This is a genomic window from Butyrivibrio sp. AE2005, assembly GCF_000686965.1.
Classification (GTDB): domain Bacteria; phylum Bacillota; class Clostridia; order Lachnospirales; family Lachnospiraceae; genus Butyrivibrio; species Butyrivibrio hungatei_A.
Window position 1 is genome coordinate 1 of the sequence record NZ_JMMD01000003.1, and the last position, 24,706, is coordinate 24,706.

Below are 24,706 nucleotides of genomic sequence, written 5' to 3' on the forward strand. Positions count from 1 at the left end.
AAATAGACTTATTATTCCCCTTATTTCTGTAGTTATTAGTGAAGGGATTTTCCCTTGTCTGTACTTTGACAAGAGAATATACATTCACTAAGTACGTTCCTGTAGTATGTAGCCCCAAAGGTACGCCTTGCGCGATATAGCCTCACTGGAATGTCGGTAGCACCGGCACTGGCGATGACAGCTACGGGTATAATGATACTTCCGCTCAGCCACAACTCATCGTAATGGGAGCGGTCTTGCGAGAACCGCAGGAAGGGTTGAGCCTATGGAGCTGTGCTGCAGCCGCTTAGTGATTTCCCGTTCTCCGGGGCGCCGTGGGCAAATAGGGGAACATATAACTGTTTGATTTTAAGAAGGTATTCCGCTGTGTACTGGCAGTGGGTGCCTTCTTTTTACTTCATAATTATAGGAGAGAATACACATATGAAAGAGATAAAACGTGGTGATATATATTTGGTAGACTTGGGAGATAATATAGGGTCTGTACAGCGAGGAGAACGGCCTGTAATCGTCGTTCAGAATAATAAAGGTAACAGATATTCACCAACAATCACCGTGATACCAATTACAACCAAAATTCATAGGAGCAAAGGATTCCCGACGCATGCCATCCTGGATCATATGGGAGGATTAGATGAGGAATCGGCATCCATGGCTGAACAGATAACTACAATTAGCCGCGGCAAGTTGGCACGGTATATAGGACATTTAAATGATAAATTCATGATTTCCCATATAGATAAGACATTGCAGATACAATTGGGACTTTTTACGCCAGCAAGTGGCGTAAATTACGCCAGGGGCAAAGCTGCAGAAATACTGGATTCTTTCGGTTTGGGGAGTGAAAAAAGTAGCGGAATTGGCGTACCGATATGGTACAAGGTTTCCCTAACCGTTGAGGAAGCTGCAGAATATTCCAATATAGGTGTCAATCGCATCAGGGAATTGTGCAAAGATCCCATGACAAAGTTTTCGTTTAAGGTGGGAAAAAAGGTTTTGATCAAGAGAGAAGCATTCGATGAGTATTTGCGTGGCATCAGCTTGCTGTAGTTGTGCTATGCTTGAAAATATCGCGTTTCTGTGTTATTTTGTTATACGCATGAGGATGCTCTTTTTAATATGAAAAGGAGCGTTTTATGGGAAAAGATTTAAGAGGCCGGGAGATGGGCGAAGGCATCATGCAACGCAAAGATGGTCGCTACTCGGCACGATTTACAAGCAGAAGAGGACGTAGAGTAGAGAAGTGTTTCGATACTGTTGCTGATGCAAGAAAGTGGTATATGAGAAACAAGCTTCAGGATGAGCAGGAAGGTGAAGAATCCATAGAGTATACCATGACGGTAGACCAATGGTTTCATTACTGGTTGAAGACTTTCAAGAGCAACCTGTCACCCAATACCATTCGTAACTATACAGATCGTTATTACAGCGATGTAAAGAATGCGATCGGTGATATGCTCTTAGTAGATGTGAAGGCAATGCATTGCCAGCAGATTTTAAATAATATGGAACCATATTACGCGAAATCCACCATCTATCAGACATACATCTGTATAGGCTCTATGTTTAAATCAGCATTGAAGAACGACTTGATTACGAGGCATCCGCTGGATGGTGTTGATTTCAAATGTAACAAGATGAAGAAGCCGATTCGATTCTTGGATTTAGAGGAACAGAACATTTTCCTTGCGTATGCCGACAAGAACAGCAATGCCAAGGCTTTTCGCTTAGTATTGCAAACGGGATTAAGAACGGGTGAACTGGTAGGTCTTACCTGGGATAACTTTGACAGAGTAAAGAGAACGCTTACAGTTGATAAGACGATGGAATATCGTTATGAGAGCGGAGCCTGGAGAGTCGGCCCGCCTAAGACGATGTCAGCATTTAGAACCATTCCTCTTACCAATGAAGCGTATGATATTCTTTTCGAGTTATATATTAAAAGGGAGACCAGAAAGGAATCGCCGGTACTGTCTCAGGTACTTACATTCAGAGATCCCAGAACCGGTTTGGTACGCGAAGTGTGCATGCAGGATTTGATTTTTATCAACTGCCGTACCGGCGAGCCAACCAAGAATTCAACGTATGATACCAATCTGGAGAAGCTTTGCAGAAAGGCTGATATTAAGCCATTCAGCATGCATGCGTTGAGACATACTTTCGCAACCAGATGCGTCGAAAGAGGAGTTAATCCTAAGTCTTTACAGAAGATTTTAGGACATGCACAGTTGTCAACCACAATGGATACTTATGTACATGTTACAGACGATTCATTACAGGTTGCGATGATGCAGTTTCAGGCAGTTTAAGTTGCCTTGTTTTTTTACACCAAAATTTTGGGGAGTAAAAAAATAATAAAAACTTATCATTTCTGGCGTAAAAATTGCGAAAATCAGACATGGTGAAACAAAAAAACCCGTATTTACGGGCATGGAGGAATAAAAATGAAACTAGGAATCGTAGGTTTACCCAACGTTGGCAAATCAACTCTTTTTAATTCACTTACAAATGCAGGAGCGCTTGCTGCGAACTATCCGTTTGCTACGATTGACCCTAACGTGGGCGTTGTTGCTGTTCCGGATAACAGACTTAAGCAGCTTGGGGACCTTTATCATTCCAAGAAGGTGACACCTGCTACTATAGAGTTTGTCGATATCGCGGGACTTGTTAAGGGAGCATCTAAGGGTGAGGGACTTGGAAACCAGTTTCTTGCAAATATTCGTGAGACTGATGCAATCGTGCATGTGGTTAGATGCTTTGATGACACAAACGTTATTCACGTTGACGGAAGTGTTGATCCCGTGCGTGATATAGAGACAATCAACCTTGAGCTTGTATTTGCCGATCTTGAAGTTCTTGAGCGCCGAATCGCCAAGACTGCCAAGACTGCAAGAATGGATAAGACTGCAGCAAAAGAGCTTGATATATTAAATAGGATAAAAGAAGTTCTTGAAGCTGATAAGATGGCAAGAGAACTTGAGTTTGAAGATCCGGAGGAGAAGGCATTTGTAAACAGTCTTGATCTTCTTACATGGAAACCCGTAATTTATGCGGCTAATGTTAAGGACGAAGATCTTGCGGATGACGGTGCATCAAACAAATATGTTGCTGCCGTTAAAGAACTTGCATCCAAGACAGGAAGCGAAGTATTCGTTATCAGTGCGCAGATCGAGGCTGAGATCTCAGAACTTGATGAAGACGAGAAGGCTGAGTTCCTTGAAAGCCTTGGTCTTACAGAGTCGGGACTTGATAAGCTCATTGCCGCAAGTTACAAGACTCTCGGACTTATGAGCTTCCTTACATCGGGAGAAGATGAGACAAGAGCCTGGACTATCAAGATCGGAACAAAGGCACCTCAGGCAGCAGGTAAGATTCACACTGACTTTGAGAGAGGCTTTATCAAGGCGGAAGTTATCAATTATCAGGATCTTCTTCGCGAAGGCTCTATTGCGGCAGCAAAAGAGAAGGGACTCGTACGTATGGAAGGAAAAGAGTACGTGGTTCAGGACGGAGATGTTATTCTGTTCAGATTCAATGTTTAATACGGGAGGAATACTATGACAGCCGGTGATATGGGGAGAATGGACATAGATTTTCCTAATCTGCACATATATCTGCACAATGTCCCTAAAAGCTTTGAAGTGTTCGGATTTACCATTGCACTTTACGGAGTGATAATCGGATTCGGCTTTTTGTTTGCTCTTTTTCTTATAGCGAATGTTGCGAAAAAGACAGACCAAGACCCCGATATTTACTGGGACCTTGCGGTATATGTAATTATCTTTTCCATAATAGGAGCGAGATTGTATTACGTCATCTTTTCGTGGGACAGTTACAAGGATGATCTTCTTGGAATCCTTGCGATAAGAAACGGCGGACTTGCGATATATGGCGGTGTTATTGCGGGATTTGCGACGATATACATTTTTTCAAGAGTGAAAAAATGCAAGTTCTTAAAGCTTACCGATACCGTTATGCCGGGACTTCTTCTCGGGCAGGTAATGGGAAGATGGGGGAATTTTACCAACAGAGAAGTTTTCGGTGAGTATACGGACGGACTTCTTGCCATGAGACTTCCTATTGAAATGGTCAGAAGCAGCGATGTTTCGGATCTCATGATAGAGCACATGAACGGAGCAAACTACATTCAGGTTTCTCCGACATTTCTTTATGAAAGCTTATGGAATCTCGGACTTCTTATAATAGTTCTTCTTTATACAAAGCACAAGAAGTTCGATGGTGAGATCACACTCATGTATCTTGGCGGATACGGAATCGGAAGAGCATGGATAGAGCATGTGAGAACGGATAGGCTCTTTTTTGCCAATACCAAGATACCGATTTCCATGATGATAGGATTGTGCTGCTTTGTATTTGCGGCTGTTGCTGAGGTAGTCACGAGAGTAAGACTTTCAAAGGTTGCAGTTGGTGGCACAGAAGCCGTGGTAGAGCAGGAAAAAGAAGCGGATAAAGAATCTGAGCCTGAATCCGAAGCAATTGAGGGTGAAAAAGCTCAGGAAGAAATGAATAACGAAATTGAATCAGAAAATAAAGAATAAAAAGATAACGGAAACACAATAGCAGAAATTACTTTAGCTTAAAATCGATTAAGAGGAGTCTCGAAAGAGGCTCCTTTTTTATGCTAAAAATGTGCTAATTACGACAATATCTAAGCTAATTACTTTACTAAAATTTTATGTTTTTAAGGTTGTTTAATGATTAATTTTGTTTTATAATGACTTCAGGTGGTAAAAAGTGTTAAAAAGTGGTTGAAAGTGGGAGATAAGTGGGAACAGCATTTAAAGGTGAATACAGCCATTCCATCGATGCTAAAGGAAGGCTCATAATTCCTGCTAAATTCCGTGAACTTCTTGGTGAACAATTTGTGGTTACCAAGGGGTTTGACGGCTGTCTTTTCGTATTCGCCGAAGAGGGCTGGGAACAGTTCGAAGAGAAGCTTCAATCACTTCCTATGGATAAACCCGAGGCCAGAATGTTAGGGCGTTTCTTTATCGCCGGTGCTATTGACGCAGAAATCGATAAGCAGGGAAGAATACTTCTTCCGGCAAATCTTCTGCAGCATGCCAAGATCGAGAAGGAGGCTATAATTGCCGGAGTCGGCAACAGAGCTGAGATCTGGAGTAAGGCTGAATGGGAGAAGGCAAGCACATTTGATGATATCAATTCAATTGCTGCCAAGATGAGCGAATACGGCTTAAGTATCTAAGGTAAACACATGGAATTCAATCACTATTCTGTACTTCTTGAGGAAGTGCTTGATAATCTGAATATTAAACCGGATGGATTATATCTGGACGGAACTCTCGGAGGAGCCGGACACTCTTTTCACATAGCGGAAAGGCTTACCGCCGGCGGACACCTTTACGGAACAGATCAGGATGCGGACGCTATCGCAGCCGCAACCAAAAGACTTGAGCCGTTTAAGAACAGAGTTACAGTCATCAGAGACAATTACGAGAATGCTGTCAAGAGACTAAGAGAGCTTGGGGTTACGGGAGTTGACGGAATCTTACTTGATCTTGGAGTGTCATCATACCAGCTTGACAACGCCGAGAGAGGCTTTACTTACAAAGAGGATGTGCCTCTTGATATGAGAATGGACCAAAGACAGCAGCTTACAGCGAGAGATATAGTCAACGACTATTCAGAGACAGAGATCTTTCATATTATAAGAGACTTTGGCGAAGATAAATTCGCTAAGAATATAGCAAAGCACATTTGCATAGAGCGTGAGAAGAGCCCCATAGAGACGACCTTCAGACTCAACGAGATCATCAAGGCTGCGATACCTGCAAAGATGAGAGAGAAGGGCGGACATCCTTCAAAGAGGACTTATCAGGCAATACGAATTGCTTTGAATAGAGAGCTTGACGTTTTGTCAGGTTCGCTTGACGGATTTATTGACTTTTTAAATCCCGGTGGAAGACTCTGCGTTATCACTTTCCATTCATTGGAAGACAGGATAACGAAGAATAATTTCAGGACCAATGAAAAGCCATGCACATGCCCGCCGGATTTCCCGGTCTGTGTTTGCGGTAAAGTTTCAAAGGGCAAAGTAATAACAAGAAAGCCTATTCTTCCAAGTGAAAAAGAGCTTTCTGAAAACAAGAGATCGCAGAGTGCAAAGCTCAGAGTTTTTGAGAGAGCGCTGTGACGGTCCGATCACACACTAAAACAGAAAGGAGAATGAATATGGCTAACGCATACATCTATGGCAACACAGTCAGACGAGTATATGAACCTGATCATGTGCGTAGAAGAGTCCATGTTCAGGAGCCTTTAAGAAGACATAAAAAACGCCATCATATGAGTTTTGGATACTTATTGTTCTTGTCTTTTGCAATGGTTGTAATGGTAGGAACTTTGGCTTTTTATATTTCGCTTCAGTCAAGAGTTACTGCCAGTATGAAAAATATAGCCCAGCTTGAGAAACAGCTGAACAGTTTAAAACAGGATAATGACGAGAACTATAACAGAGCCAACGGCAGGATGAGCCTTGATGAGATAAAAGAGGCGGCTATTGGCTTCGGTATGACTTATGCTGATGACGGCCAGATCGTAAAATACACTGACGATGGCGGCGACGATTATGTAAGACAGCTCGCACCTATACCGCAGGCGTCAAATAAGTAATAAGGAAATATCTTTTGCCATGAAAACTGTTAAAACTAAAAATGTGCAGAAATTTACAATAGGAATGAAGAAAAAGCTGGTAGTACTTTTTATGTTGGTATTACTGGCTTTTGCTGGATTAGGAGCGAGACTTATCAGTATCACTACCAATAACGGCAAGGAATATGAGAAAAAAGTTCTTTCCCAGCAGCGATATGATTCGACAACCATTCCTTATAAAAGGGGTTCGATCCTTGATTGTAACGAAAGCACGCTCGCGTGGAGTGAGAAGGTATATAATCTGATCCTTAATGCAAACGTACTTCTCAGTGATAAAGATAAAAATAAAGATAAGGATAAAGATAAAATCCAGCTTACGCTTAATGCGCTAAATAAGTATTTTTCCGCACAGATGAGTGCAAACGGGATCGACCTTAAATGGATACAGGATTATCTGGAAAAAAATTCGGATAAGAAGTATTACATTCTGGCAAAAAAACTGAGCTACGACGAGATAAAAGATTTTCAGGATTATGCGTCAAAAGAAAATCTTAAAGGTGTATATTTTGAAGCCAAATATATAAGAAAATATCCCGAGAATACTTTGGCAAGTGATGTTATCGGATTTACTTCTGCCGATGATGTCGGACAGTGGGGACTTGAAAAACAGTACAACGATATTCTGGGAGGAGTTGAAGGAAGAGAGTATGGTTATCTTGATGATGACTTAAAACTTGAAAGAACAACAATTCCTGCAATAGACGGTAATAGCATAGTTACTACTATAGACAGCCATCTTCAGGCGGTTGTTGAGAAATATCTCAATGTATTTAATGAAGAGAACAAAGGAAAAGTTCGTCCGGGAAACGGTGCAATGAACGTCGGATGCATTATGACGAACATCAATACCGGCGAGATTCTTGCAATGGCAAGCTACCCCAACTTTGACCTTAACAATCCGTGGGATGCTTCCAAACTTGTCGGAATGCCCGAGCTTCATAAATACACAGAAGATGTGTTGGATGAAGAAGGTAATATTAAAATCCAAAAAGGAGATGTAGAGCAGGTCGTAGATGATGATACTAAAAACCCTGTCTATATTACAGCGGAAAGAGCAGAGCAGTTAAATAATTCTGATGATGCCGAAACTTACGAGCAGAAAGTTACAAATCTGCAAGCGATGTGGAAGAACTTCTGCATATCTGATACCTATGAGCCCGGATCTGTCTCTAAACCTATTACTGTTGCCATAGGCCTTGACAGCGGAAAGATCACGGGTAATGAGACATATAATTGCGGAGGATATCTTGAAGTCGGCGGACATAAAATTCACTGCCATAACACAGGCGGTGACGGAATTATTTCTGTTCAGCAGGGTATTCAGAAATCATGTAACGTTGCAATGATGCATGTTGCTCAGGCGACGGGAATACATATTTTTTCAAAATATCAGAAAAACCTTGGACTTGGACTTAAGACCAATATTGATCTTCCGGGTGAACCTTTCATGGATACCGATGTGATGATACACAGAGAAAACGGTGAGAACAGTAAGAACGGGGATGTCGTAATGGTTCCGTCCGATCTTGCGACATACTCATTCGGTCAGGGTTACAACTGTACCATGATAGAAATGATAACTGCTTTTAATTCCTTAATTAATGGCGGTAAGTTTTATCAGCCTCATGTTGTAAAAAAGATTCTTTCAAGCAGCGGAAGCACAATAAAGAATATCGAGCCGAGACTCCTTAAACAGACTGTTTCCGATAGCACTTCAGAGAAGATAGTTGAGTACTGCAACACTGTTACTCAGGAAGGCGGTACAGGAACAACAGCCGTACCTGTCGGATATAAGATTGGCGGCAAGACCGGAACTGCCGAGATGAGTATCAATGGTAGGCGTGATAAGATAAACTACGTAGTTTCTTTTATGGGATATGCGCCTGCAGATAATCCGGAGATCTCGATATATGTTGTTGTGGACAGACCCAATACGATCAAGCAGGATAATGCTAGATTTGCTACAACAATTGTACATAATATTCTTACAGAAGCACTTCCTTATCTCGGATATCCGATGACAGAGGAAGTTACAGAGAAACAGCAGCAGGAACTTAATGAGTTCAGAGAAAAATACGGTATTACTTCCGCACCTCCCAAAGTAGAGGAAAATCAGGAAGACGAAGCTGCTGAGGGAAATTCTTCTGAAGAACAAAAAGAAGAGACAGAAGAAAATAAGGAGCCTATCTGGAAATCATTTGACGTTGACCCTGAGACGGGGTATTATATTAACCCGAACACAGGAAATTTAGTTGATCCTGATAGCGGATATGAATTGGGTAGCAGTGCATTTGAGGATGAGCTTTCAGATGACGCGCCTAAAGAAACTGCAAATAATTAAAATTCATTGGGGGTATTTACGTGAATGATTATATTGTAAGAACTTTGATACCGGTATGTGCATCATGCCTTATTGCAGTACTTGCGGGGCCTAAGATCATAGCGATTCTTAGAAAGCTCAAAGCGGGACAGACTGAGAGAGAAGAGGGGCTTGAGTCTCATCAGAAAAAGACCGGAACGCCTACCATGGGAGGGATTATCTTTTTGCTTCCCTTCTTTATTATAGGTGTTTCCTACGCTGCATTTCATAAGGAAGTAATTCCTATTCTTATACTGACTTTCGGTTTTGGTGTGATCGGATTTATCGATGATTACATCAAAGTTGTAAAGAAGCATAACCTGGGGCTTAGAGCCTGGCAGAAGTTTTTGGGACAGCTCCTTGTGGCAATTATCTTTTCATTATATGTAGAGAATTGCACGGATATGACACTTGCAATGAAGATTCCTTTTATAGGAAGCGAGATAGACTTTGGAATATTTAACATCCCGCTTTTGTGTTTCATATCACTTGGTACCGCTAACGGAACGAATTTTACTGACGGAGTTGACGGACTTTGTGCATCGGTAACGGCTGTTGTTGCAGGATTTTTTGTATTGGCAGCTATGCGCTACGGATCTACCGGAGCTGAAGTAATGGCTGCGGCTATGATGGGCGGACTCCTCGGATATCTCGTATACAACGTTTATCCCGGAAAAGTAATGATGGGAGATACGGGATCACTTGCAATCGGAGGTTTCGTTGCGGGGATATCATATGTTATGAATATGCCTCTTTTCATCGTAATCGTTGGATTCATCTACCTTATCGAAGTTATTTCCGTTATCATGCAGGTTACTTATTTCAAAATGACAAACGGAAAAAGAATCTTCAGAATGGCTCCGATCCATCATCATTTTGAAAAGGGCGGCTGGTCAGAAACAAAGGTAGTTAATGTATTTACAACAGTAACAATTATCATGTGCCTTATAGCATATGCAGGATTATAACAGAGGTTGAGAGAAATGAAAGCTAGTGAGATAACAGGAAAAAAAGTACTTGTGATCGGAACGGGATTATCGGGAGTAGGATCGGTAAGACTCCTTCATCAGGTTGGCGCCGTTCCCGTAATGCTTGAAGAAAATACAAAGGTCACAAGAGAAGATATAGTAAAAAAACTTAATGAAGAGGATAAAGAGAACACTGAGATTATCATAGGTGAGATCTCCGATGAGGTTCTCGACGAGCTTGCACTTGTGGTTCCAAGCCCTGCGGTTCCTCTTGATGCACCTACGGTACTTCGTATTAAGGAAAAAAATATCCCTATCTGGAGTGAGATAGAGCTTGCTTATAACTTTGCAAAAGGAAAGCTTGTTGCGATCACCGGAACAAACGGAAAGACTACAACAACAACTCTTGTAGGAGAGATAATGAAAGCTCACTTTAAGAGCAGCTATGTTGTTGGAAATATCGGTGTTTCATATGCTGAGAGCGCACTTGAAATGAAGGAAGACACCGTAACTGTCGGAGAGATAAGTTCTTTCCAGCTTGAGGCAGTTGATAATTTCCATGCACAGGTTTCGGCTATCTTAAACATAACACCCGATCACTTAAACAGGCATCACACTATGGAGTGCTATGCCGAGATGAAGCAGAACATCACAAACAACCAGACTAAGGAAGATACATGCGTACTTAACTACGATAATCCATATACAAGAGAGTTTGGAGAAAAATGTCCCGCTAAGGTGGTTTTCTTTTCAACAAGTGAAAAGCTTAAAGACGGATTCTACCTTGATGGTGAAGAGATATTCATGAGTATCGCCGGCGAAGCGGTTAAGGTAATGAATATTCACGATATGAATCTTGTCGGAATGTGTAATGTCGAGAATGCTATGGCTGCTATTGCGATGGCTGTGGCTATGGGAGTTCCTTTTTCAACAATTCTCAGAGTCGTTCGCGAATTCAAGGCAGTTGAGCACAGAATCGAGTTCGTTGCGACAAAGAACGGCGTAGATTACTACAATGATTCCAAGGGAACCAATCCCGATGCTGCAATTCAGGGAATCAAGGCTATGTCAAAGCCAACAATACTTATCGGTGGCGGCTATGACAAGGGCAGTGAGTACGATGAGTGGATCGAGAACTTTGGCGATACGGTAAAGATGCTTGTTCTCATCGGACAGACCAAGGAAAAGATTGCAGAATGTGCACAGAAGCATGGATTCAATAAATTTGTATTTAAAGATACTTTTGAGGAGGCGCTTGAATATTGCAGTGCCAACGCAAAAGAAGGGGAAGCGGTACTTCTTTCGCCTGCATGCGCAAGTTGGGATATGTTCCCGAACTACGAAACAAGGGGTAAGAAATTCAAGGAGTATGTAAACAGACTTTGAGAATATGACAAAAAATATGAGGGGATGATCTGATATGGCAAGAACCGGAGTAAACGTTTTAAGAAGGCAAAGAGAAAGAGAAGAAACATATGTTGACTACAGTTTGATATTTGTAATACTTTTTTTGCTTGCGTTTGGGCTTGTAATGATATATTCGACAAGTACATATTGGGCTAATCTTAAGATGAACGGTGACTCGTCATATTACTTCAAGCATCAGTTCGGAGCAGTATTTGGTGGAATTATTGCCATGATATTTATGTCCTATTTCCCTTATGGGTTCTTGAGAAAGTTTGCTTTTCCGTTGTATGCAACGTCAGTGGTCCTGCTTATCCTGACTCCTATCATAGGAAAAGAGATCAACGGTGCGAAAAGATGGATTCAGGTTCCTTTAATCGGATCTATTCAGCCGGCTGAGATAGCAAAGATTTCTGTTATCATTTTTGTTGCGGCTTTCATCTTAAGGCTTCAAAAGCTTCTTTTAACTCCCAGAGGATATGGAGTGGCAATAGGATTTCCGGCATTTCTTGCGATAATGATTCGTCTGTGTACCAAAAACCTTAGTTCTGCCATCATCGTAATGGGAATCGCGGTTATCATGCTTTTTGTTGCGACTCCGGGATATAAGAGATATGTAATGGCAGCGCTTTCGGTTGGTGCTTTTGCAACTGTTACGGTTCTTATAATCGCGAACGCGGGAGCAAAAGGAAATTTCAGATCCGAGCGAGTTCTCGCATGGCTCGATCCTCAGGGACATGCGACAGGTAAAGGCTTCCAGACGCTTCAGTCTCTTTATGCGATCGGTTCCGGCGGAACATTCGGAAAAGGTCTCGGCGAGAGTATGCAGAAGATGGGATTTATTCCCGAGGCACAGAATGATATGATCTTTTCCGTTATATGCGAAGAGCTCGGACTTTTTGGAGCCATTGCCGTAATGCTCATGTTCCTTCTTCTTATCTGGAGACTTATGATCATTGCAAACAATGCACCTGATATGTTTGGGGCACTGCTTGTTATCGGCGTTATGGCACATATTGCTATTCAGGTTATTCTTAATATAGCGGTTGTTACCAATACAATTCCCAATACGGGAATTACACTTCCGTTTATAAGCTACGGTGGTACCGCGGTTGTTTTCCAGCTCGCGGAGCTCGGAATAGCGCTTAATGTGGGAAGAAACATAGGAAGATAGTTTTGATATGGCAAAGAAGAAGCGTAAAAAGAGAAAAAAACGTTCATATACTGCCAGACCGGCTTTTCATCCTTTTGAGAAACTGAGAGACTCCTTTAGATATAAACGGAGTCTTTATGTTATTTCAGGTATAATCACTGCGTCTGCTCTGGTCGTCATAGCGATAGTCTTTTACATTGCGGACAATTACACCGTAAAGAATATCGTGGTTGACGGAAACACTCATTATACCCAAGAAGAGATCGCGGATATGGTTATAACCGATAAGCTGTGCCATAATTCAATGTTTTTGTCCATGAAATATATGAACAAGAGCATTGAAGATGTTCCTTTTATTGAGAAGATCGACGTGGACATAGTTTCGCGCGATACGGTCAAGATCAATGTATTTGAAAAAGCTGTCGCAGGATATATAGCATATCTGGGAAAATATATATACTTTGACAGAGAGGGCATTGTTGTGGAATGCTCTTCCGAAACGACCGAAGATGTCCCTCAGGTTATGGGACTTAATTTTGATTACATTACTATGCATGAAAAGCTCCCTATCGATGATGCTCATCAGGTGATTTTTGGTGAGATCCTTGATATTACGCAGCTTTTAAATAAATATCAGCTTCATGCGGATAAGATTTTTTTCGACAGTGATTTTAATGTTTATCTTTATTTTGGCGGAGTTGAAGTCAGTATAGGTAAAAATGATTATATTGACGAAAAAATTCAACAACTTCGATATCAATTGCCAAAACTTGAAGGACAGACTGGAATTCTTAATCTGAAAGATTTAAATGAAGACACTAAACTATTTACATTTACCCCGAAAAATTAAAGAATTGTGTCTGAGTAAAGTGAAATTTAAACAAAATTCTACTTAAAAAACGGGTTGATAATTGAGTAAAAAAATCGTATCATAGCTAATAAGGAGTCCAAGTTATGAAGGAGGAGAAAACTTGCTTGAAATAAAGTCAAACGATGCTGAAACTACTTGCAAAATCATCGTCGTAGGGGTTGGCGGTGCAGGTAATAATGCTGTTAATAGAATGGTAGACGAAAATATTACCGGCGTAGAGTTTGTCGGTATTAATACAGATAAGCAGGCGCTTCAGCTTTGTAAGGCACCCAAGCTTTTACAGATTGGTGAAAAGCTTACAAAGGGTCTCGGAGCAGGTGCTAAGCCTGAGATTGGTGAGAAAGCGGCAGAAGAGAGTGCGGAGGAGATTTCTGCAGCACTTAAGGGTGCAGATATGGTCTTCGTTACTTGCGGAATGGGCGGTGGAACCGGAACCGGTGCAGCTCCCGTTGTTGCCAAGCTTGCCAGAGAGATGGGGATTCTAACCGTAGGCGTTGTTACAAAGCCTTTCAGCTTTGAAGCACGTGTACGTATGCAAAATGCTATGCTTGGTATCCAGAATATCAAGTCTAATGTAGATACACTTATTGTGATCCCTAATGATAAGCTTCTTCAGATCGTAGACAGACGTACAACTATGCCTGATGCGCTCAAGAAAGCTGATGAGGTCCTCCAGCAGGCCGTTCAGGGAATCACAGATCTTATCAATGTTCCTGCTGTTATCAACCTTGACTTTGCCGATGTTCAGACTGTTATGAAGGACAAGGGCATTGCTCATATCGGTATCGGTAACGGTAAGGGAGACGAGAAGGCTATTGACGCTGTCAAGATGGCGGTTGAAAGTCCTCTTCTTGAGACTAAGATCAATGGAGCTTCAAGTGTTATCATCAATATTTCCGGTGATATCACACTTCAGGATGCATCCGATGCTTCCGAATATGTTCGTCAGCTTGCAGGAAATGATGTAAACATCATCTTCGGTGCAATGTATGATGAAAGCAAGACAGATAATTGTACAATAACTGTTATCGCAACAGGTATTGAAGAGAAGGTTCAGACCAGTACACAGACTAAGGCAGCTGCTGCACAGAGCGCAACAAACCGCGTATTTGCCGCATCTCAGCCTACACCTGTACCAACACCGGTCGTTTCAACACCTATAACACCTATCGCAACTGTACCTCCGGTACAGCCGATAATTTCACCTATCTCCGCTGTGACTGATGCTCCCGCCGCAAATCCATCACCAAGGCCGGGACTTTCAATTAACAGACCAAGCGAGATTAAGGCAACAGTGGAACCCAAATCACTCAAGATTCCGGATTTCCTGCAGAGAAAATAAAAATCTAAAAGCTGTCACAGAAGTGTGGCAGCTTTTTTTACGGGGAGTAAGTATGAAGGTTGCTAACGTTTTGAAAGAAAATGTAAGTTATATTGTTATATCAATCATTGTTCTGATTTTTTCTTTTTTGACTATCAAAGGGTCTGTAGGTGGAAGTTTGGAGTTTAGTTTTCCGGCGGAGGGAGTGGATTATTCTACTATTTCGTGGGGAGAGGTTCCTATAGATGGGAACGGACAGGAATTTAGTGTTGATTATAAGGCATGGGATATCGGGCAGTTAGGGCTTAGGATGTCGAATGAAGGCGACGGTGAGTTTGAGCTGCTGATAAAGGACTCCAAAGGCGGAGAGTTTGCAAGAACGTACAATACTTCGGGGCTTGAAGCGGATGATGAGGATGTGACTTGGATTGATGTGGACCGACATGTTTCGGCGGGTAATCTGAAGCTGGTCTTTAAGAATATAAGTGTGAACGGGCTTAAGCTTATTGGATATTCGCAGGAAGATGTCTTGGATGACAGTGGGAATGCGGCTTTGGGACTTAATATGCAGGTTAGGGCGGCTTCTTTTCCCAAGGTGAAGGCATATCTTTTTTCTACTGTATGGATATTGATAGTTCTTGCGGGATTTGTGGTTTTGAAGAAGAGGAGCATTTCCTATGAGAGGCTGTTCTTGGCGTTGTATATCGTAATGGGGATGCTTGCGTTTATGGTATTTACGCCTTTTGCGGAGCCGGATTCGGGCAATCATTACAGGAGGGCGTATGCAATTTCTGAAGGCGACGTGTTTCCTGAGCTTGATGAAAATAATGCGATAGGAAGGTCATTTGCGTGGCCTTTGACGTGGGGGACAGGAGACGGAGTCTCTGTTTCCTGGTATGAAGCACGTAACAGAATGGGCTTTGATGTAAAAGATGCCTCAAATATGCAGTACATAACATATACGAATATTGCGCTGTATTCGCCTGTATGTCACGCGGTTCCGGCTCTTTTTATGGCAATGACAAGGCTGTTTACGCATAGCATGATCGTAATCGATATGGTCGCTAAGATTGCGAATTTTATTGCGATAGGAGCTCTTTTGTATCTTGGAATCAAAATCTCGCCCTTTGGAAAAGAATATTTCCTCTGGATGGCGGTTCATCCTTTTATGATGAAGCAGTATACATCAATATCTCCCGATCTTATGACTGCCGCGCTTGTGTATCTCCTTACTGCGCTGGTTTTAAGACTTAGATATGATGAGAAAGCGTATGCAAAGAAGGGATATCTTGTGGCATTATATATAATTCCGTTTTTGCTGGGGCAGTTTAAGATTGTGTATGTCGCTTTCTGCCTGCTTCTTTTCCTTACTCCGATGGATAAGTTTGAGAGTAAAAAGAGCTATTTTACCCATGCGACGGCGATCGGACTGCTGACAGTCGTGCCTGCGCTTGCGTGGTTTAAGATTTCATCGCATATATTAAGCCTTGGATACTCAGACATAAATGCGACAAACAGAGTGATCGCGATGAATCCCGTTAAATATATCCCGATTCTTCTCAATACATTCAGGATAAAGGGATATGACTATATCATGCAGTTCTTTGGAAGTGCGCTTGTATTTAAAGACGGCACAAATGAGGCAGTGGTACTCATATTTATAATGCTTGTTGCGGCGTATATAAGCAGAAACATTTATATGAACAGGCATAATGAAGCGGAGATTGCTGTCAAGGTGCGAAAAGACGCTGCTTTGAAGGTATTTATGGCAGCGGCGCTCGCCATTACAACGGTTCTGATATTTACGGCTGAGTATGTTCAGTGGACGAATCCGGGAGCTTCAAGCGTAAACGGAGTTCACGGAAGATATTTCTTTCCGTTTATTTTCCCTTTGCTGATTCTTCTTACGGGAGTGTCTGGAACGAAGGAAATTGACGGTGAAGTCTTTATAGAACCATCGAGAAAGTCACTGTTTTCGCTGGTTTCGGTTACTCTTTGTTTCGTCGCACAGCTGTATATAGTGTACCGGCTGTGAGGCCGCTTTATATCGGGATCTGAGACTCTATGTTGTCCGCAATGCCGCATTTTACCTTGCGTCACAGAGTTAATTATAAATTGTGTGGAAAAATACGAAAAATGATGATACAATAATTTGTGGAAATGGATTATGTATAGTCAATATATTGTGGACATAATGGAGGATTCTTTATGAAGTGCCCATTCTGCGGAAAAGATGATACGAGGGTAATTGATTCAAGACCCGCCGATGAAAATACTTCGATCAGAAGGAGACGTGTCTGTGATTCATGTGGGAAGCGATTTACGACCTATGAAAAGGTCGAGACGATTCCTCTTATCGTCATAAAAAAGGGTGACATCAGGGAACCTTATGACAGAGCAAAGATTGAAGCTGGTGTTTTCAGAGCTTGCCATAAGAGACCTGTAAGCGCAGAACAGATAACCAAGATGGTTGACGCCGTTGAGACGGAAGTTTTTAATATGGAACAGAAGGAAATACCGAGCAGAGCTATTGGTGAGATAGTTATGGACAAGATGAAAAATCTCGATCCCGTAGCTTATGTAAGATTCGCCTCTGTATACCGTGAATTTAAAGATGTTAATACTTTTATGGATGAGCTTAAATCGGTTCTTAAGAAAGAAGCCGATGGAATAATAACTGACGCAACCGATAAGAGCACACCGCTCCTTAAAAAAGAGTAAACTATAGCCTTGACATTTTTTTGTCAAGGCTATAATGTATCTTAGGAAAATAAATTCAGGAAGGATGATTTAACATGATCACAAGAAGACATGGCAGAAAGAGAATCTGCGCACTTCTGACTGTTGTGTTAACGACACTGACTGTTGCATTGAGCGGTTGCTCAAGCGACAAGGCAGGGGATTCCGCAAAGAACTCAGGCGCAGGTTCATCTGCAGCTTCTGAGCAGGCAAATGCGGGAGATACTTCCAAACTTATCGTAGGAATACCTCAGGACATAGACAGTCTTGACCCCCACCACATGACAGGGGCAGGTACGAAAGAGGTAATGTTTAACGTGTTTGAAGGACTCGTTAAGCCCGATGAGAACGGTAATCTTAACCCTGCTGTAGCAAGTGAGTACACAATATCAGAGGACAATAAGGTTTACACCTTTACACTCAGAGACGGAGTAAAGTTCCACGACGGAACCGATGTTACAGCGGAGGATGTCAAGTATTCTTTGGAACGTAACGCGGGAGTTGACGGTAGCGAACCGCTTATTTCTTCTTTTTCAGAAATTGAAAGTGTAAATATTGTTGATGACAAGCATGTTGAGGTAGTACTTAATAAGGCTGATTCGGAGCTTCTTCCGCAGTTTACTGTGGCGATAATCCCTAAAGCCAATGCAAATCCCGAGACAAACCCTATAGGTACGGGACCTTATAAGTACGTTTCAAACGCGCCACAGGAGAGTCTTGTTGTTACAAGATTTGATGATTACTGGGGCGAAAAAGCTTTTATTAAGGATGTAGTTTTTAAGATCGAGGCAAATTCAGATGCGATCGTGCTTGACCTTGAGGGCGGTTCGATAGATATGTACGCAAGAATCCCTTCAGCACAGGTAGCTCAGCTCTCCGACAAGTTCGAGATCTACGAAGGAACCATGAATCTTGTTCAGGCTCTCTATCTTAATAACGCAGTTAAGCCGTTTGATGATGTGAGAGTTCGTCAGGCGCTTTGCTATGCGATCGATCCTCAGGAGATAATGGATTTTGTTTCCGACGGAGCGGGTACTGAGATTGGAAGTGCGATGTACCCTGCATTTACGAAATATTTTTTGCCTGAGCTCAATGATACTTACAACCATGATCCTGAGAAAGCTAAGGCTCTTTTGGCTGAAGCGGGATATCCGAACGGATTTGAGTTTACGATAACCGTTCCCTCCAATTACAAGCAGCACGTTGATACGGCGCAGGTTCTTGTTGAGGAGTTTAAGGCTGTCGGAGTTACGGCGAATATTCAGGAAGTTGAGTGGAATACATGGCTCAGCGATGTTTATACGGACAAAAAATATGAGTCGACGGTTGTAGGATTTGATGCTTCCACAGTATCGGCGGGAGCGCTTCTTGCAAGATATGAGTCGACTTCAAGCAAGAATACATTTAATTACAGCAACAAGGACTTCGACGAGGCGCTTCACAAGGCTACAGAAACAGCCGATGATGCACAGAAGACCGAGTATTACAAAGAGTGTGAGCGTATCTTGTCAAAAGATGCAGCGAATGTCTATATTCAGGATCTTCCCGAGTATGTAGCACTCAATAAGAAATTTACGGGATATGTCTTTTATCCTATTTATTTGCAGGACATTGCAAAGATAAGACCGGCTGAATAAGTCATTTTTAAGAGCTTGCGAGGAATATGCACATGAAATATATCATTAAAAAAGTCATTTCTATGATAATTACTATAGTGGTTGTTTCACTGTGTGTATTCCTCGCTTTTAGTATAATTCCGGGAGATCCCGCGCTCAAAAAGCTGGGAACGGAGGCTTCTCCCGAACTCATCGCTCAGACAAGAGAGCAGATGGGATTAAACGATCCTGTTATAGTCAGGTACTTCAGGTGGTTTGCAGCTTTTTTACACGGTGATATGGGGAAAAGCTACAACTACAGCGTTCCTGTTGCGGGAATGATCTTAAATAAGATATCGATTACGCTGACTATGGCGATCATGTCCTTTTTACTTACAATTGTGGTTTCGATTCCGATGGGAATCATCACGGCCAAACACGAGGGGGGAGCGCTGGACCGCGTAGTTACGGTTATAAATCAGATAATCATGGCCGTTCCGCCTTTCTTTTCGGGAATACTTATAACTTTTATTTTTGGAATGGTATTTAAACTCTTTACTCCGGGCGGATTTGTTTCGTACACGGATAATTTTGCGGGATTTGTGGGATATCTGATCTTTCCTTCAATCGCTGTTGCTCTTCCTAAGATCGCTATGACGGTCAAGATGCTCAGGGGAAGCGTCATTGACGAGGCGAAAAAAGATTACACGAGAACCGCTTACAGTAGAGGAAATAACACGAACGGCGTTCTTTACAGACATGTTCTTAAGAATGCGCTTATTCCGGTCATAACCTTCCTTGGCATGCTTCTTGCCGATATGGTTGCGGGAAGTATTGTAATCGAGCAGGTTTTCGGAATCCCGGGAATCAGCAGGATTCTTCTTACAAGTATAAGTAACAGGGATTACCCCGTGGTTGAAGCAATAATCATGGGAATTGCGATGATAGTTATTGTCACCAATCTTTTGGTGGACATTATTTATAGAATTGTTGACCCGAGAATAGGGATTGAAGAATGAGAGATAAATTTACGGAAGTTTTTAAGAAAATAAAAAAAGATCCCTATATGTGCGCGGGTGTCATTATTACCGGAATTATCCTTTTGATGATAGTAGTGGGACTTTTCTGGATGCCGTATGAACCGACCAAGATGAGTGCGGCAGAAAAGCTTCAGGGGATTTCTTTTAAACATATTATGGGAACCGATAACATGGGAAGAGATGTGCTTAGCAGAGTTATGTACGGAAGCAGGGTTACGTTTCTGATCGCTCTTGGAACCGTGTTTATCGGTGCGTTTGCGGGAACACTCATCGGAGCGCTTACGGGTTACTTCGGCGGGCTCTTTGATGAGATCACGATGAGAGTTATTGATGCGATGTTTGCGTTTCCGAGCATTTTGCTGGCTCTTGTGATTGTCAGTGTTTTCGGAACGGGATGGATGCAGCTTCTTCTTTCACTCGGAATAGCATTTATTCCGAGCTTTGCAAGGATTGTAAGGGGAGAAGTGCTTCGTTGCCGCAATACGGATTATGTGGAAAGTGCCAAACTCCAGGGTGTATCTGATGTCAGGATGATATTCGTGCATATTTTGCCCAATATAAAGGGAGTTCTGGCTTCGTCGATACTTATCGGATTTAACAATGCGGTGCTGGCGGAAGCGGGACTTAGCTATCTGGGCGTCGGTTCCCAGCCACCGTATGCAAGCCTTGGAAAGATGCTTTCGGATGCGCAGCAGTACATGTTTACGACTCCGAGTTATTGTCTTTGTCCCGGACTTGTGATTGTTTTGATGGTTTTGGGCTTTTCGTTTTTGGGTGAGGGAATCAGAAGATGGGAGTGATACTTGACGTAACTGATCTTCATATAGAGTTTCACGATCACGGGTTTCCTGAGGTCGCGGTGGAAGATTTTGATCTGATGCTTGAAGAGGGCGAGATTGTCGGTATTGTCGGAGAGTCCGGCTCGGGAAAGAGCATGAGCGCGCTTGCGATAGCGGGGCTCTTAAGCAGGCATTCGATCACCAAGACGGGAAGGATCATGTTTAACGGGGACGATCTTCTTACCTGCGACAGAAAGACTTTGAGGTCGTATCAGGGAGATGAGATCTCGATGATCTTCCAGGAGCCGATGACGAGTCTTAATCCGGTTAAAAGAATCGGTTGGCAGGTTGAGGAATCTCTTTTCATCCATCATCCCGATATCGATAAAAAGAATCGCAAAGAAATGGCGATAGAGATGCTGAAGGCCGTTGGCTTAAGCGATGCGGAGAATATTTATCACATGTATCCGCATGAACTTTCGGGCGGAATGAGGCAGAGGGTTATGATTGCGGCCGCGATGATAGGTAATCCCAAGATACTTATCGCTGATGAGCCAACGACGGCACTTGATGTGACTGTTCAGGCGCAGATAGTCGAGCTTCTTAAAAAGATTAACAAGGAGCGCGGAACGTCGATCATCTTTATTTCCCATGATCTTAGCCTTGTAAGTCAGCTCTGCGAGAGGGTTATCGTGATGCAGAAGGGAAATATTGTTGAGAGCGGCGATACTGCGAGGGTGTTTGGGGCTCCGCAGGATCTTTATACCAAAAAGCTGATCGCGGCTATCCCAAAGATTGACATAGGAAACTGATTATGAGCGAGGATAAGGTTTTAAGAGCCGCTAATCTTAATGTTTTTTATAAGAACAGAAAGAGAAAGCTCTTTTCCAAAAATAAAAAAATACAGATTCTTCACGATGTGACTTTCGAGATGGAAGAGGGTGAAGTGCTTGCGATCGCAGGCGAGTCCGGATGCGGAAAGTCGACGCTTGCAAGGACGATAGTCGGGATCAATAAGGACTACACGGGCGAGCTTATGCAGAAGTACGAGGGGCCGCAGATGGTGTTCCAGGATCCGTACAGTTCGCTGAATCCTTCCAAGAAAGTTGGCTGGCTTATGGAGGAACCGCTTAAGGTTGATAAGAAGCGGAAGTGGACGAAGGAAGAGCGCCTTGAGCGGGTAAAAGAGGTGATGAAGGATGTTGAGCTTCCTGTTGAGATGCTGGACAGATATCCTTCACAGCTTTCCGGAGGACAGAGGCAGAGAGTGTGCATAGGTATTGCACTTATGAGATATCCAAAACTGCTTATCGCTGATGAGCCTGTTTCTGCACTTGATGTGACGATTCAGTCGCAGATTATGGAACTGCTCAGGTCGCTTCACAAAAAGCTCGGGATATCCATAATTTTCATATCTCATGACCTTAGGGTGGTCTACCAGATCAGTGATCACGTGATGATCATGAAGGATGGCAGGATAATTGAGCATGGTAAGACGGATGAGGTGTACAGGCATCCTCAGGCTGAGTATACCGAGCGGCTATTGAAGGCGGCGGGCATCAGAAAGTGAGGCAAAAAGCATTTTTGACTTAGGGTAACTTTATGAAAGTAATATTTTATGCGAGATTTCATAATTTTTTTATAATTAACGCTTAATTTATGGGCTTTTCTTCCGATATATATTTTAAAAGGGCGACAGTGTGTTACCTTAAACGATTACGTTTTTCACAGTAGCAGATGTGGCAAGGAAAGGAGGCTTGGTGTTATGGCGATTAGCAGAGTTAGCTGGTATGGTGGAAGCAGTGCTTACAAATATCCGACAACTGTGGGTAATGACGCAAAAGATAATACCGAGTTCCTTGATAAAGCTGAGACCGGTGCACAGGATAATGCAGAAGAGGAGCTTTCAAGCGACCATGTGCAGAGGGGAAATGCTTCTATTGATAATGTTGCGATTTCTTTTGGAATCTATGACGATGCTTCGGGAAATCTTTTGGGAATGGATGGCCTTATATCAAATGACATGATGCAGGCTATTTCCGGAATGCAGAAAGATCAGATTCTTCGCGAGTATCAGTATTTTGTGGGAGACGATCTTTCGGGAAATAAGAGCAGTATTATTGCCAGTACCGAGGATGGACTTGTAATAAAGAAGAATTAAACTTTGGGAAAGTCAAATATAGAAAAGTGCGAAAGGGACGCTGTGATCGCGTCTCTTTTTCTTTATGCTTGAAGCAAAATTTTTTTACATGATAAAAAGCGATTTGCCATGGGCTCAGAGAATTGCTTTATTAGAGAATAGAAGGTACAATTTAGCATAAGACAAAAATGACCGTGAATATAAATGAACAGAAGAGGTGACAGAATATGAATCATACTGATGGAAATACATTGACATGTGGACTGATAGGGAATCCCGTGAGACATACATTGTCTCCTCTTATTCATAATTCAATCGCAGAGATGAAAGGAATTAACCTTGTTTATGTTCCGTTTGAGGTGCCGAAGGGCGGCGTGAAGAACGCTGTCAGGGGTGCAAATGCTCTCGGAATAAAGGGACTTAACGTTACGGTTCCGTATAAGAGTGATGTTATCGACCATCTTGTTGAGGTTGATCCGCTTGCGGAGGGAATCGGTGCGGTTAATACGCTTGTGAGAACGGAAGGTGGATTTAAAGGCTACAACACCGATATGTCGGGGCTTTACCATGCTATGCAGGATGAGGGCATAGTGCTTGACGGGGAATGTGTTGTTATACTCGGCGCCGGCGGAGTTGCAAGGCCTGTTGCATATCTTTGTGCAAGCAAAGGTGCAGAGAAGGTGTACGTTCTTAACAGAACATATGAAAAGGCTGAAGCTGTGGCAAAAGAAGTTAACAGCGCGCTTGATGAGAGCCTTGGTGAAAAAATAATTCCCATGCCGCTTGAAGATTATAAAGAGCTTTTGGAGAAAGAAAAGAGATTCTTTGTTGTCCAGTGCACGTCAGTAGGTCTTTTCCCCGATGTGAACAGTGCGCCGATCGAGGACGCAGAGTTCTATAAGCATGTGTACGCGGCGATAGATGTAGTGTACAAGCCGCTTGAGACTAAGTTTATGAAGATGGTTAAGGATGCCGGTGGAAAGGTCTTTTCCGGACTTAAGATGCTTCTGTATCAGGGAATCGATGCATTTGAGCTGTGGTTTGAGGAAGAGGGCGTTAAGATAAGTAAAGAAGAGGCTGACATCATATATAAGTCGCTTATGATGGAGGTTCTGGGCGCGACCAACATAATCCTTGAGGGCTTTATGGGAAGCGGGAAGAGCACGGTTTCTGAGATTCTTTCCGATAAGCTTGATCTTGAACTGATAGATACCGATGAAGCAATTGAAGAGGCTGAGGGCAGGAAGATTTCCGATATTTTTGAGCAGGACGGCGAGGAAGCTTTCAGGGATATGGAGACCGGACTTGTGGAAATGATGGTTTCGGATCATATGAGAGAAACTGTTATTTCGCTTGGCGGCGGGCTTCCTGTCAGAGAGAAGAACAGGGAGCTTCTTAAGAAGGTTGGCAAGGTCGTGTATTTAAGGACGGCGCCCGAGACTGTGTATGATAGGCTTAAGGGCGACGACACAAGGCCTTTATTAAAGAGCGAAGATCCTCTTGCAAGGATAAAAGAGCTCCAGGATAAGCGTGGAAAGATCTATGAAGAGGCGGCGGATATCATTGTTGATACGGATGGAAAGACACCTGCGGAAGTTGCGGATGAGATTATTTCTGCGATAGGCTTTGCGGATTAAAAGGAAT

At 42.6% G+C, this 24,706-nt stretch carries 22 protein-coding genes; all 22 read left to right on the forward strand.

Going from position 1 to position 24,706, the window contains the following annotated elements; translation table 11 throughout:
* Positions 1-423: 423 nt before the first annotated feature.
* The 22 genes from DL92_RS21230 (at position 424) to aroE (ending at position 24,699) form a co-directional block, all read left to right on the forward strand.
* A complete protein-coding gene (locus DL92_RS21230; protein WP_242827188.1) occupies positions 424-1,050 on the forward strand; it encodes an excisionase in 627 nt (208 codons plus the stop codon).
* Between the two features lie 86 nt (positions 1,051-1,136).
* The gene (locus tag DL92_RS0103485; RefSeq protein WP_026666907.1) at positions 1,137-2,309 is read left to right on the forward strand and encodes a tyrosine-type recombinase/integrase; all 1,173 of its coding nucleotides are present in this window, start codon (positions 1,137-1,139) and stop codon (positions 2,307-2,309) included.
* Positions 2,310-2,444: 135 nt separating this feature from the next.
* Positions 2,445-3,542 carry a redox-regulated ATPase YchF gene (gene ychF, locus DL92_RS0103490; protein WP_026654307.1) on the forward strand — a complete coding sequence of 366 codons (1,098 nt, stop codon included), beginning with the start codon at positions 2,445-2,447 and terminating at the stop codon, positions 3,540-3,542.
* 15 nt (positions 3,543-3,557) lie between these two features.
* Positions 3,558-4,559, forward strand: coding sequence for a prolipoprotein diacylglyceryl transferase (gene lgt, locus DL92_RS18090; RefSeq protein ID WP_242845831.1), 1,002 nt, complete (start codon positions 3,558-3,560; stop codon positions 4,557-4,559).
* A gap of 227 nt (positions 4,560-4,786) precedes the next feature.
* A complete protein-coding gene (mraZ, locus tag DL92_RS0103500; RefSeq protein ID WP_026666908.1) occupies positions 4,787-5,227 on the forward strand; it encodes a division/cell wall cluster transcriptional repressor MraZ in 441 nt (146 codons plus the stop codon).
* A gap of 9 nt (positions 5,228-5,236) precedes the next feature.
* Positions 5,237-6,175 (forward strand): 16S rRNA (cytosine(1402)-N(4))-methyltransferase RsmH, encoded by a 939-nt coding sequence (gene rsmH, locus DL92_RS0103505; protein ID WP_026666909.1) that lies wholly within the window; start codon positions 5,237-5,239, stop codon positions 6,173-6,175.
* Between the two features lie 38 nt (positions 6,176-6,213).
* Positions 6,214-6,654, forward strand: a complete 441-nt coding sequence (locus DL92_RS0103510) for a hypothetical protein (protein WP_026654310.1) — start codon at positions 6,214-6,216, stop codon at positions 6,652-6,654.
* A gap of 19 nt (positions 6,655-6,673) precedes the next feature.
* A complete protein-coding gene (locus DL92_RS18095) occupies positions 6,674-9,034 on the forward strand; it encodes a penicillin-binding transpeptidase domain-containing protein (RefSeq protein WP_051199062.1) in 2,361 nt (786 codons plus the stop codon).
* Positions 9,035-9,054: 20 nt separating this feature from the next.
* The gene (gene mraY / locus DL92_RS0103520; protein WP_026654311.1) at positions 9,055-10,020 is read left to right on the forward strand and encodes a phospho-N-acetylmuramoyl-pentapeptide-transferase; all 966 of its coding nucleotides are present in this window, start codon (positions 9,055-9,057) and stop codon (positions 10,018-10,020) included.
* Positions 10,021-10,035: 15 nt separating this feature from the next.
* Positions 10,036-11,406, forward strand: coding sequence for a UDP-N-acetylmuramoyl-L-alanine--D-glutamate ligase (gene murD, locus DL92_RS0103525; protein WP_026666910.1), 1,371 nt, complete (start codon positions 10,036-10,038; stop codon positions 11,404-11,406).
* A 34-nt stretch (positions 11,407-11,440) separates the two neighbouring features.
* Entirely contained in the window at positions 11,441-12,598 is a 1,158-nt protein-coding gene (locus DL92_RS0103530; protein ID WP_026666911.1) for an FtsW/RodA/SpoVE family cell cycle protein, read from the forward strand.
* 7 nt (positions 12,599-12,605) lie between these two features.
* On the forward strand, positions 12,606-13,427 hold the full coding sequence (locus tag DL92_RS0103535; RefSeq protein WP_026654314.1) for a cell division protein FtsQ/DivIB: 822 nt from the start codon (positions 12,606-12,608) through the stop codon (positions 13,425-13,427).
* 121 nt (positions 13,428-13,548) lie between these two features.
* Positions 13,549-14,790, forward strand: coding sequence for a cell division protein FtsZ (gene ftsZ / locus DL92_RS0103540; protein ID WP_026654315.1), 1,242 nt, complete (start codon positions 13,549-13,551; stop codon positions 14,788-14,790).
* A 52-nt stretch (positions 14,791-14,842) separates the two neighbouring features.
* On the forward strand, positions 14,843-16,804 hold the full coding sequence (locus DL92_RS0103545) for a DUF2142 domain-containing protein (RefSeq protein ID WP_026666912.1): 1,962 nt from the start codon (positions 14,843-14,845) through the stop codon (positions 16,802-16,804).
* A gap of 173 nt (positions 16,805-16,977) precedes the next feature.
* The gene (nrdR, locus tag DL92_RS0103550) at positions 16,978-17,490 is read left to right on the forward strand and encodes a transcriptional regulator NrdR (RefSeq protein ID WP_026666913.1); all 513 of its coding nucleotides are present in this window, start codon (positions 16,978-16,980) and stop codon (positions 17,488-17,490) included.
* 74 nt (positions 17,491-17,564) lie between these two features.
* Positions 17,565-19,145, forward strand: a complete 1,581-nt coding sequence (locus DL92_RS0103555; RefSeq protein WP_026666914.1) for an ABC transporter substrate-binding protein — start codon at positions 17,565-17,567, stop codon at positions 19,143-19,145.
* A gap of 32 nt (positions 19,146-19,177) precedes the next feature.
* Positions 19,178-20,122, forward strand: a complete 945-nt coding sequence (locus DL92_RS0103560; RefSeq protein ID WP_026666915.1) for an ABC transporter permease — start codon at positions 19,178-19,180, stop codon at positions 20,120-20,122.
* Positions 20,119-20,943 carry an ABC transporter permease gene (locus tag DL92_RS0103565; protein WP_034468403.1) on the forward strand — a complete coding sequence of 275 codons (825 nt, stop codon included), beginning with the start codon at positions 20,119-20,121 and terminating at the stop codon, positions 20,941-20,943. The genes DL92_RS0103560 and DL92_RS0103565 overlap by 4 nt, the downstream gene beginning before the upstream one ends.
* Positions 20,934-21,734 (forward strand): ABC transporter ATP-binding protein, encoded by an 801-nt coding sequence (locus DL92_RS18100; protein WP_051594041.1) that lies wholly within the window; start codon positions 20,934-20,936, stop codon positions 21,732-21,734. Before DL92_RS0103565 ends, DL92_RS18100 begins: the two co-directional genes overlap by 10 nt.
* Before the next feature lie 2 nt (positions 21,735-21,736).
* A complete protein-coding gene (locus DL92_RS0103575; RefSeq protein ID WP_034461910.1) occupies positions 21,737-22,492 on the forward strand; it encodes an ABC transporter ATP-binding protein in 756 nt (251 codons plus the stop codon).
* Between the two features lie 195 nt (positions 22,493-22,687).
* On the forward strand, positions 22,688-23,083 hold the full coding sequence (locus tag DL92_RS0103580) for a hypothetical protein (protein WP_026666917.1): 396 nt from the start codon (positions 22,688-22,690) through the stop codon (positions 23,081-23,083).
* A gap of 206 nt (positions 23,084-23,289) precedes the next feature.
* Positions 23,290-24,699: a shikimate dehydrogenase gene (aroE, locus tag DL92_RS21430; protein WP_026666918.1), complete on the forward strand. Its 1,410-nt coding sequence runs from the start codon at positions 23,290-23,292 to the stop codon at positions 24,697-24,699.
* Positions 24,700-24,706: the final 7 nt, after the last annotated feature.

Coding starts and splice junctions, on each gene's coding strand:
- nrdR (WP_026666913.1), top strand. CDS start 16,978: ATGAAGTGCCCATTCTGCGGAAAAGATGATACGAGGGTAATTGATTCA.
- ychF (WP_026654307.1), top strand. CDS start 2,445: ATGAAACTAGGAATCGTAGGTTTACCCAACGTTGGCAAATCAACTCTT.
- DL92_RS0103530 (WP_026666911.1), top strand. CDS start 11,441: ATGGCAAGAACCGGAGTAAACGTTTTAAGAAGGCAAAGAGAAAGAGAA.
- DL92_RS0103565 (WP_034468403.1), top strand. CDS start 20,119: ATGAGAGATAAATTTACGGAAGTTTTTAAGAAAATAAAAAAAGATCCC.
- aroE (WP_026666918.1), top strand. CDS start 23,290: ATGAATCATACTGATGGAAATACATTGACATGTGGACTGATAGGGAAT.
- DL92_RS0103555 (WP_026666914.1), top strand. CDS start 17,565: ATGATCACAAGAAGACATGGCAGAAAGAGAATCTGCGCACTTCTGACT.
- DL92_RS0103580 (WP_026666917.1), top strand. CDS start 22,688: ATGGCGATTAGCAGAGTTAGCTGGTATGGTGGAAGCAGTGCTTACAAA.
- DL92_RS0103575 (WP_034461910.1), top strand. CDS start 21,737: ATGAGCGAGGATAAGGTTTTAAGAGCCGCTAATCTTAATGTTTTTTAT.
- DL92_RS0103535 (WP_026654314.1), top strand. CDS start 12,606: ATGGCAAAGAAGAAGCGTAAAAAGAGAAAAAAACGTTCATATACTGCC.
- DL92_RS0103545 (WP_026666912.1), top strand. CDS start 14,843: ATGAAGGTTGCTAACGTTTTGAAAGAAAATGTAAGTTATATTGTTATA.
- DL92_RS0103510 (WP_026654310.1), top strand. CDS start 6,214: ATGGCTAACGCATACATCTATGGCAACACAGTCAGACGAGTATATGAA.
- DL92_RS21230 (WP_242827188.1), top strand. CDS start 424: ATGAAAGAGATAAAACGTGGTGATATATATTTGGTAGACTTGGGAGAT.
- rsmH (WP_026666909.1), top strand. CDS start 5,237: ATGGAATTCAATCACTATTCTGTACTTCTTGAGGAAGTGCTTGATAAT.
- murD (WP_026666910.1), top strand. CDS start 10,036: ATGAAAGCTAGTGAGATAACAGGAAAAAAAGTACTTGTGATCGGAACG.
- DL92_RS0103560 (WP_026666915.1), top strand. CDS start 19,178: ATGAAATATATCATTAAAAAAGTCATTTCTATGATAATTACTATAGTG.
- lgt (WP_242845831.1), top strand. CDS start 3,558: ATGACAGCCGGTGATATGGGGAGAATGGACATAGATTTTCCTAATCTG.
- DL92_RS18100 (WP_051594041.1), top strand. CDS start 20,934: ATGGGAGTGATACTTGACGTAACTGATCTTCATATAGAGTTTCACGAT.
- DL92_RS18095 (WP_051199062.1), top strand. CDS start 6,674: ATGAAAACTGTTAAAACTAAAAATGTGCAGAAATTTACAATAGGAATG.
- DL92_RS0103485 (WP_026666907.1), top strand. CDS start 1,137: ATGGGAAAAGATTTAAGAGGCCGGGAGATGGGCGAAGGCATCATGCAA.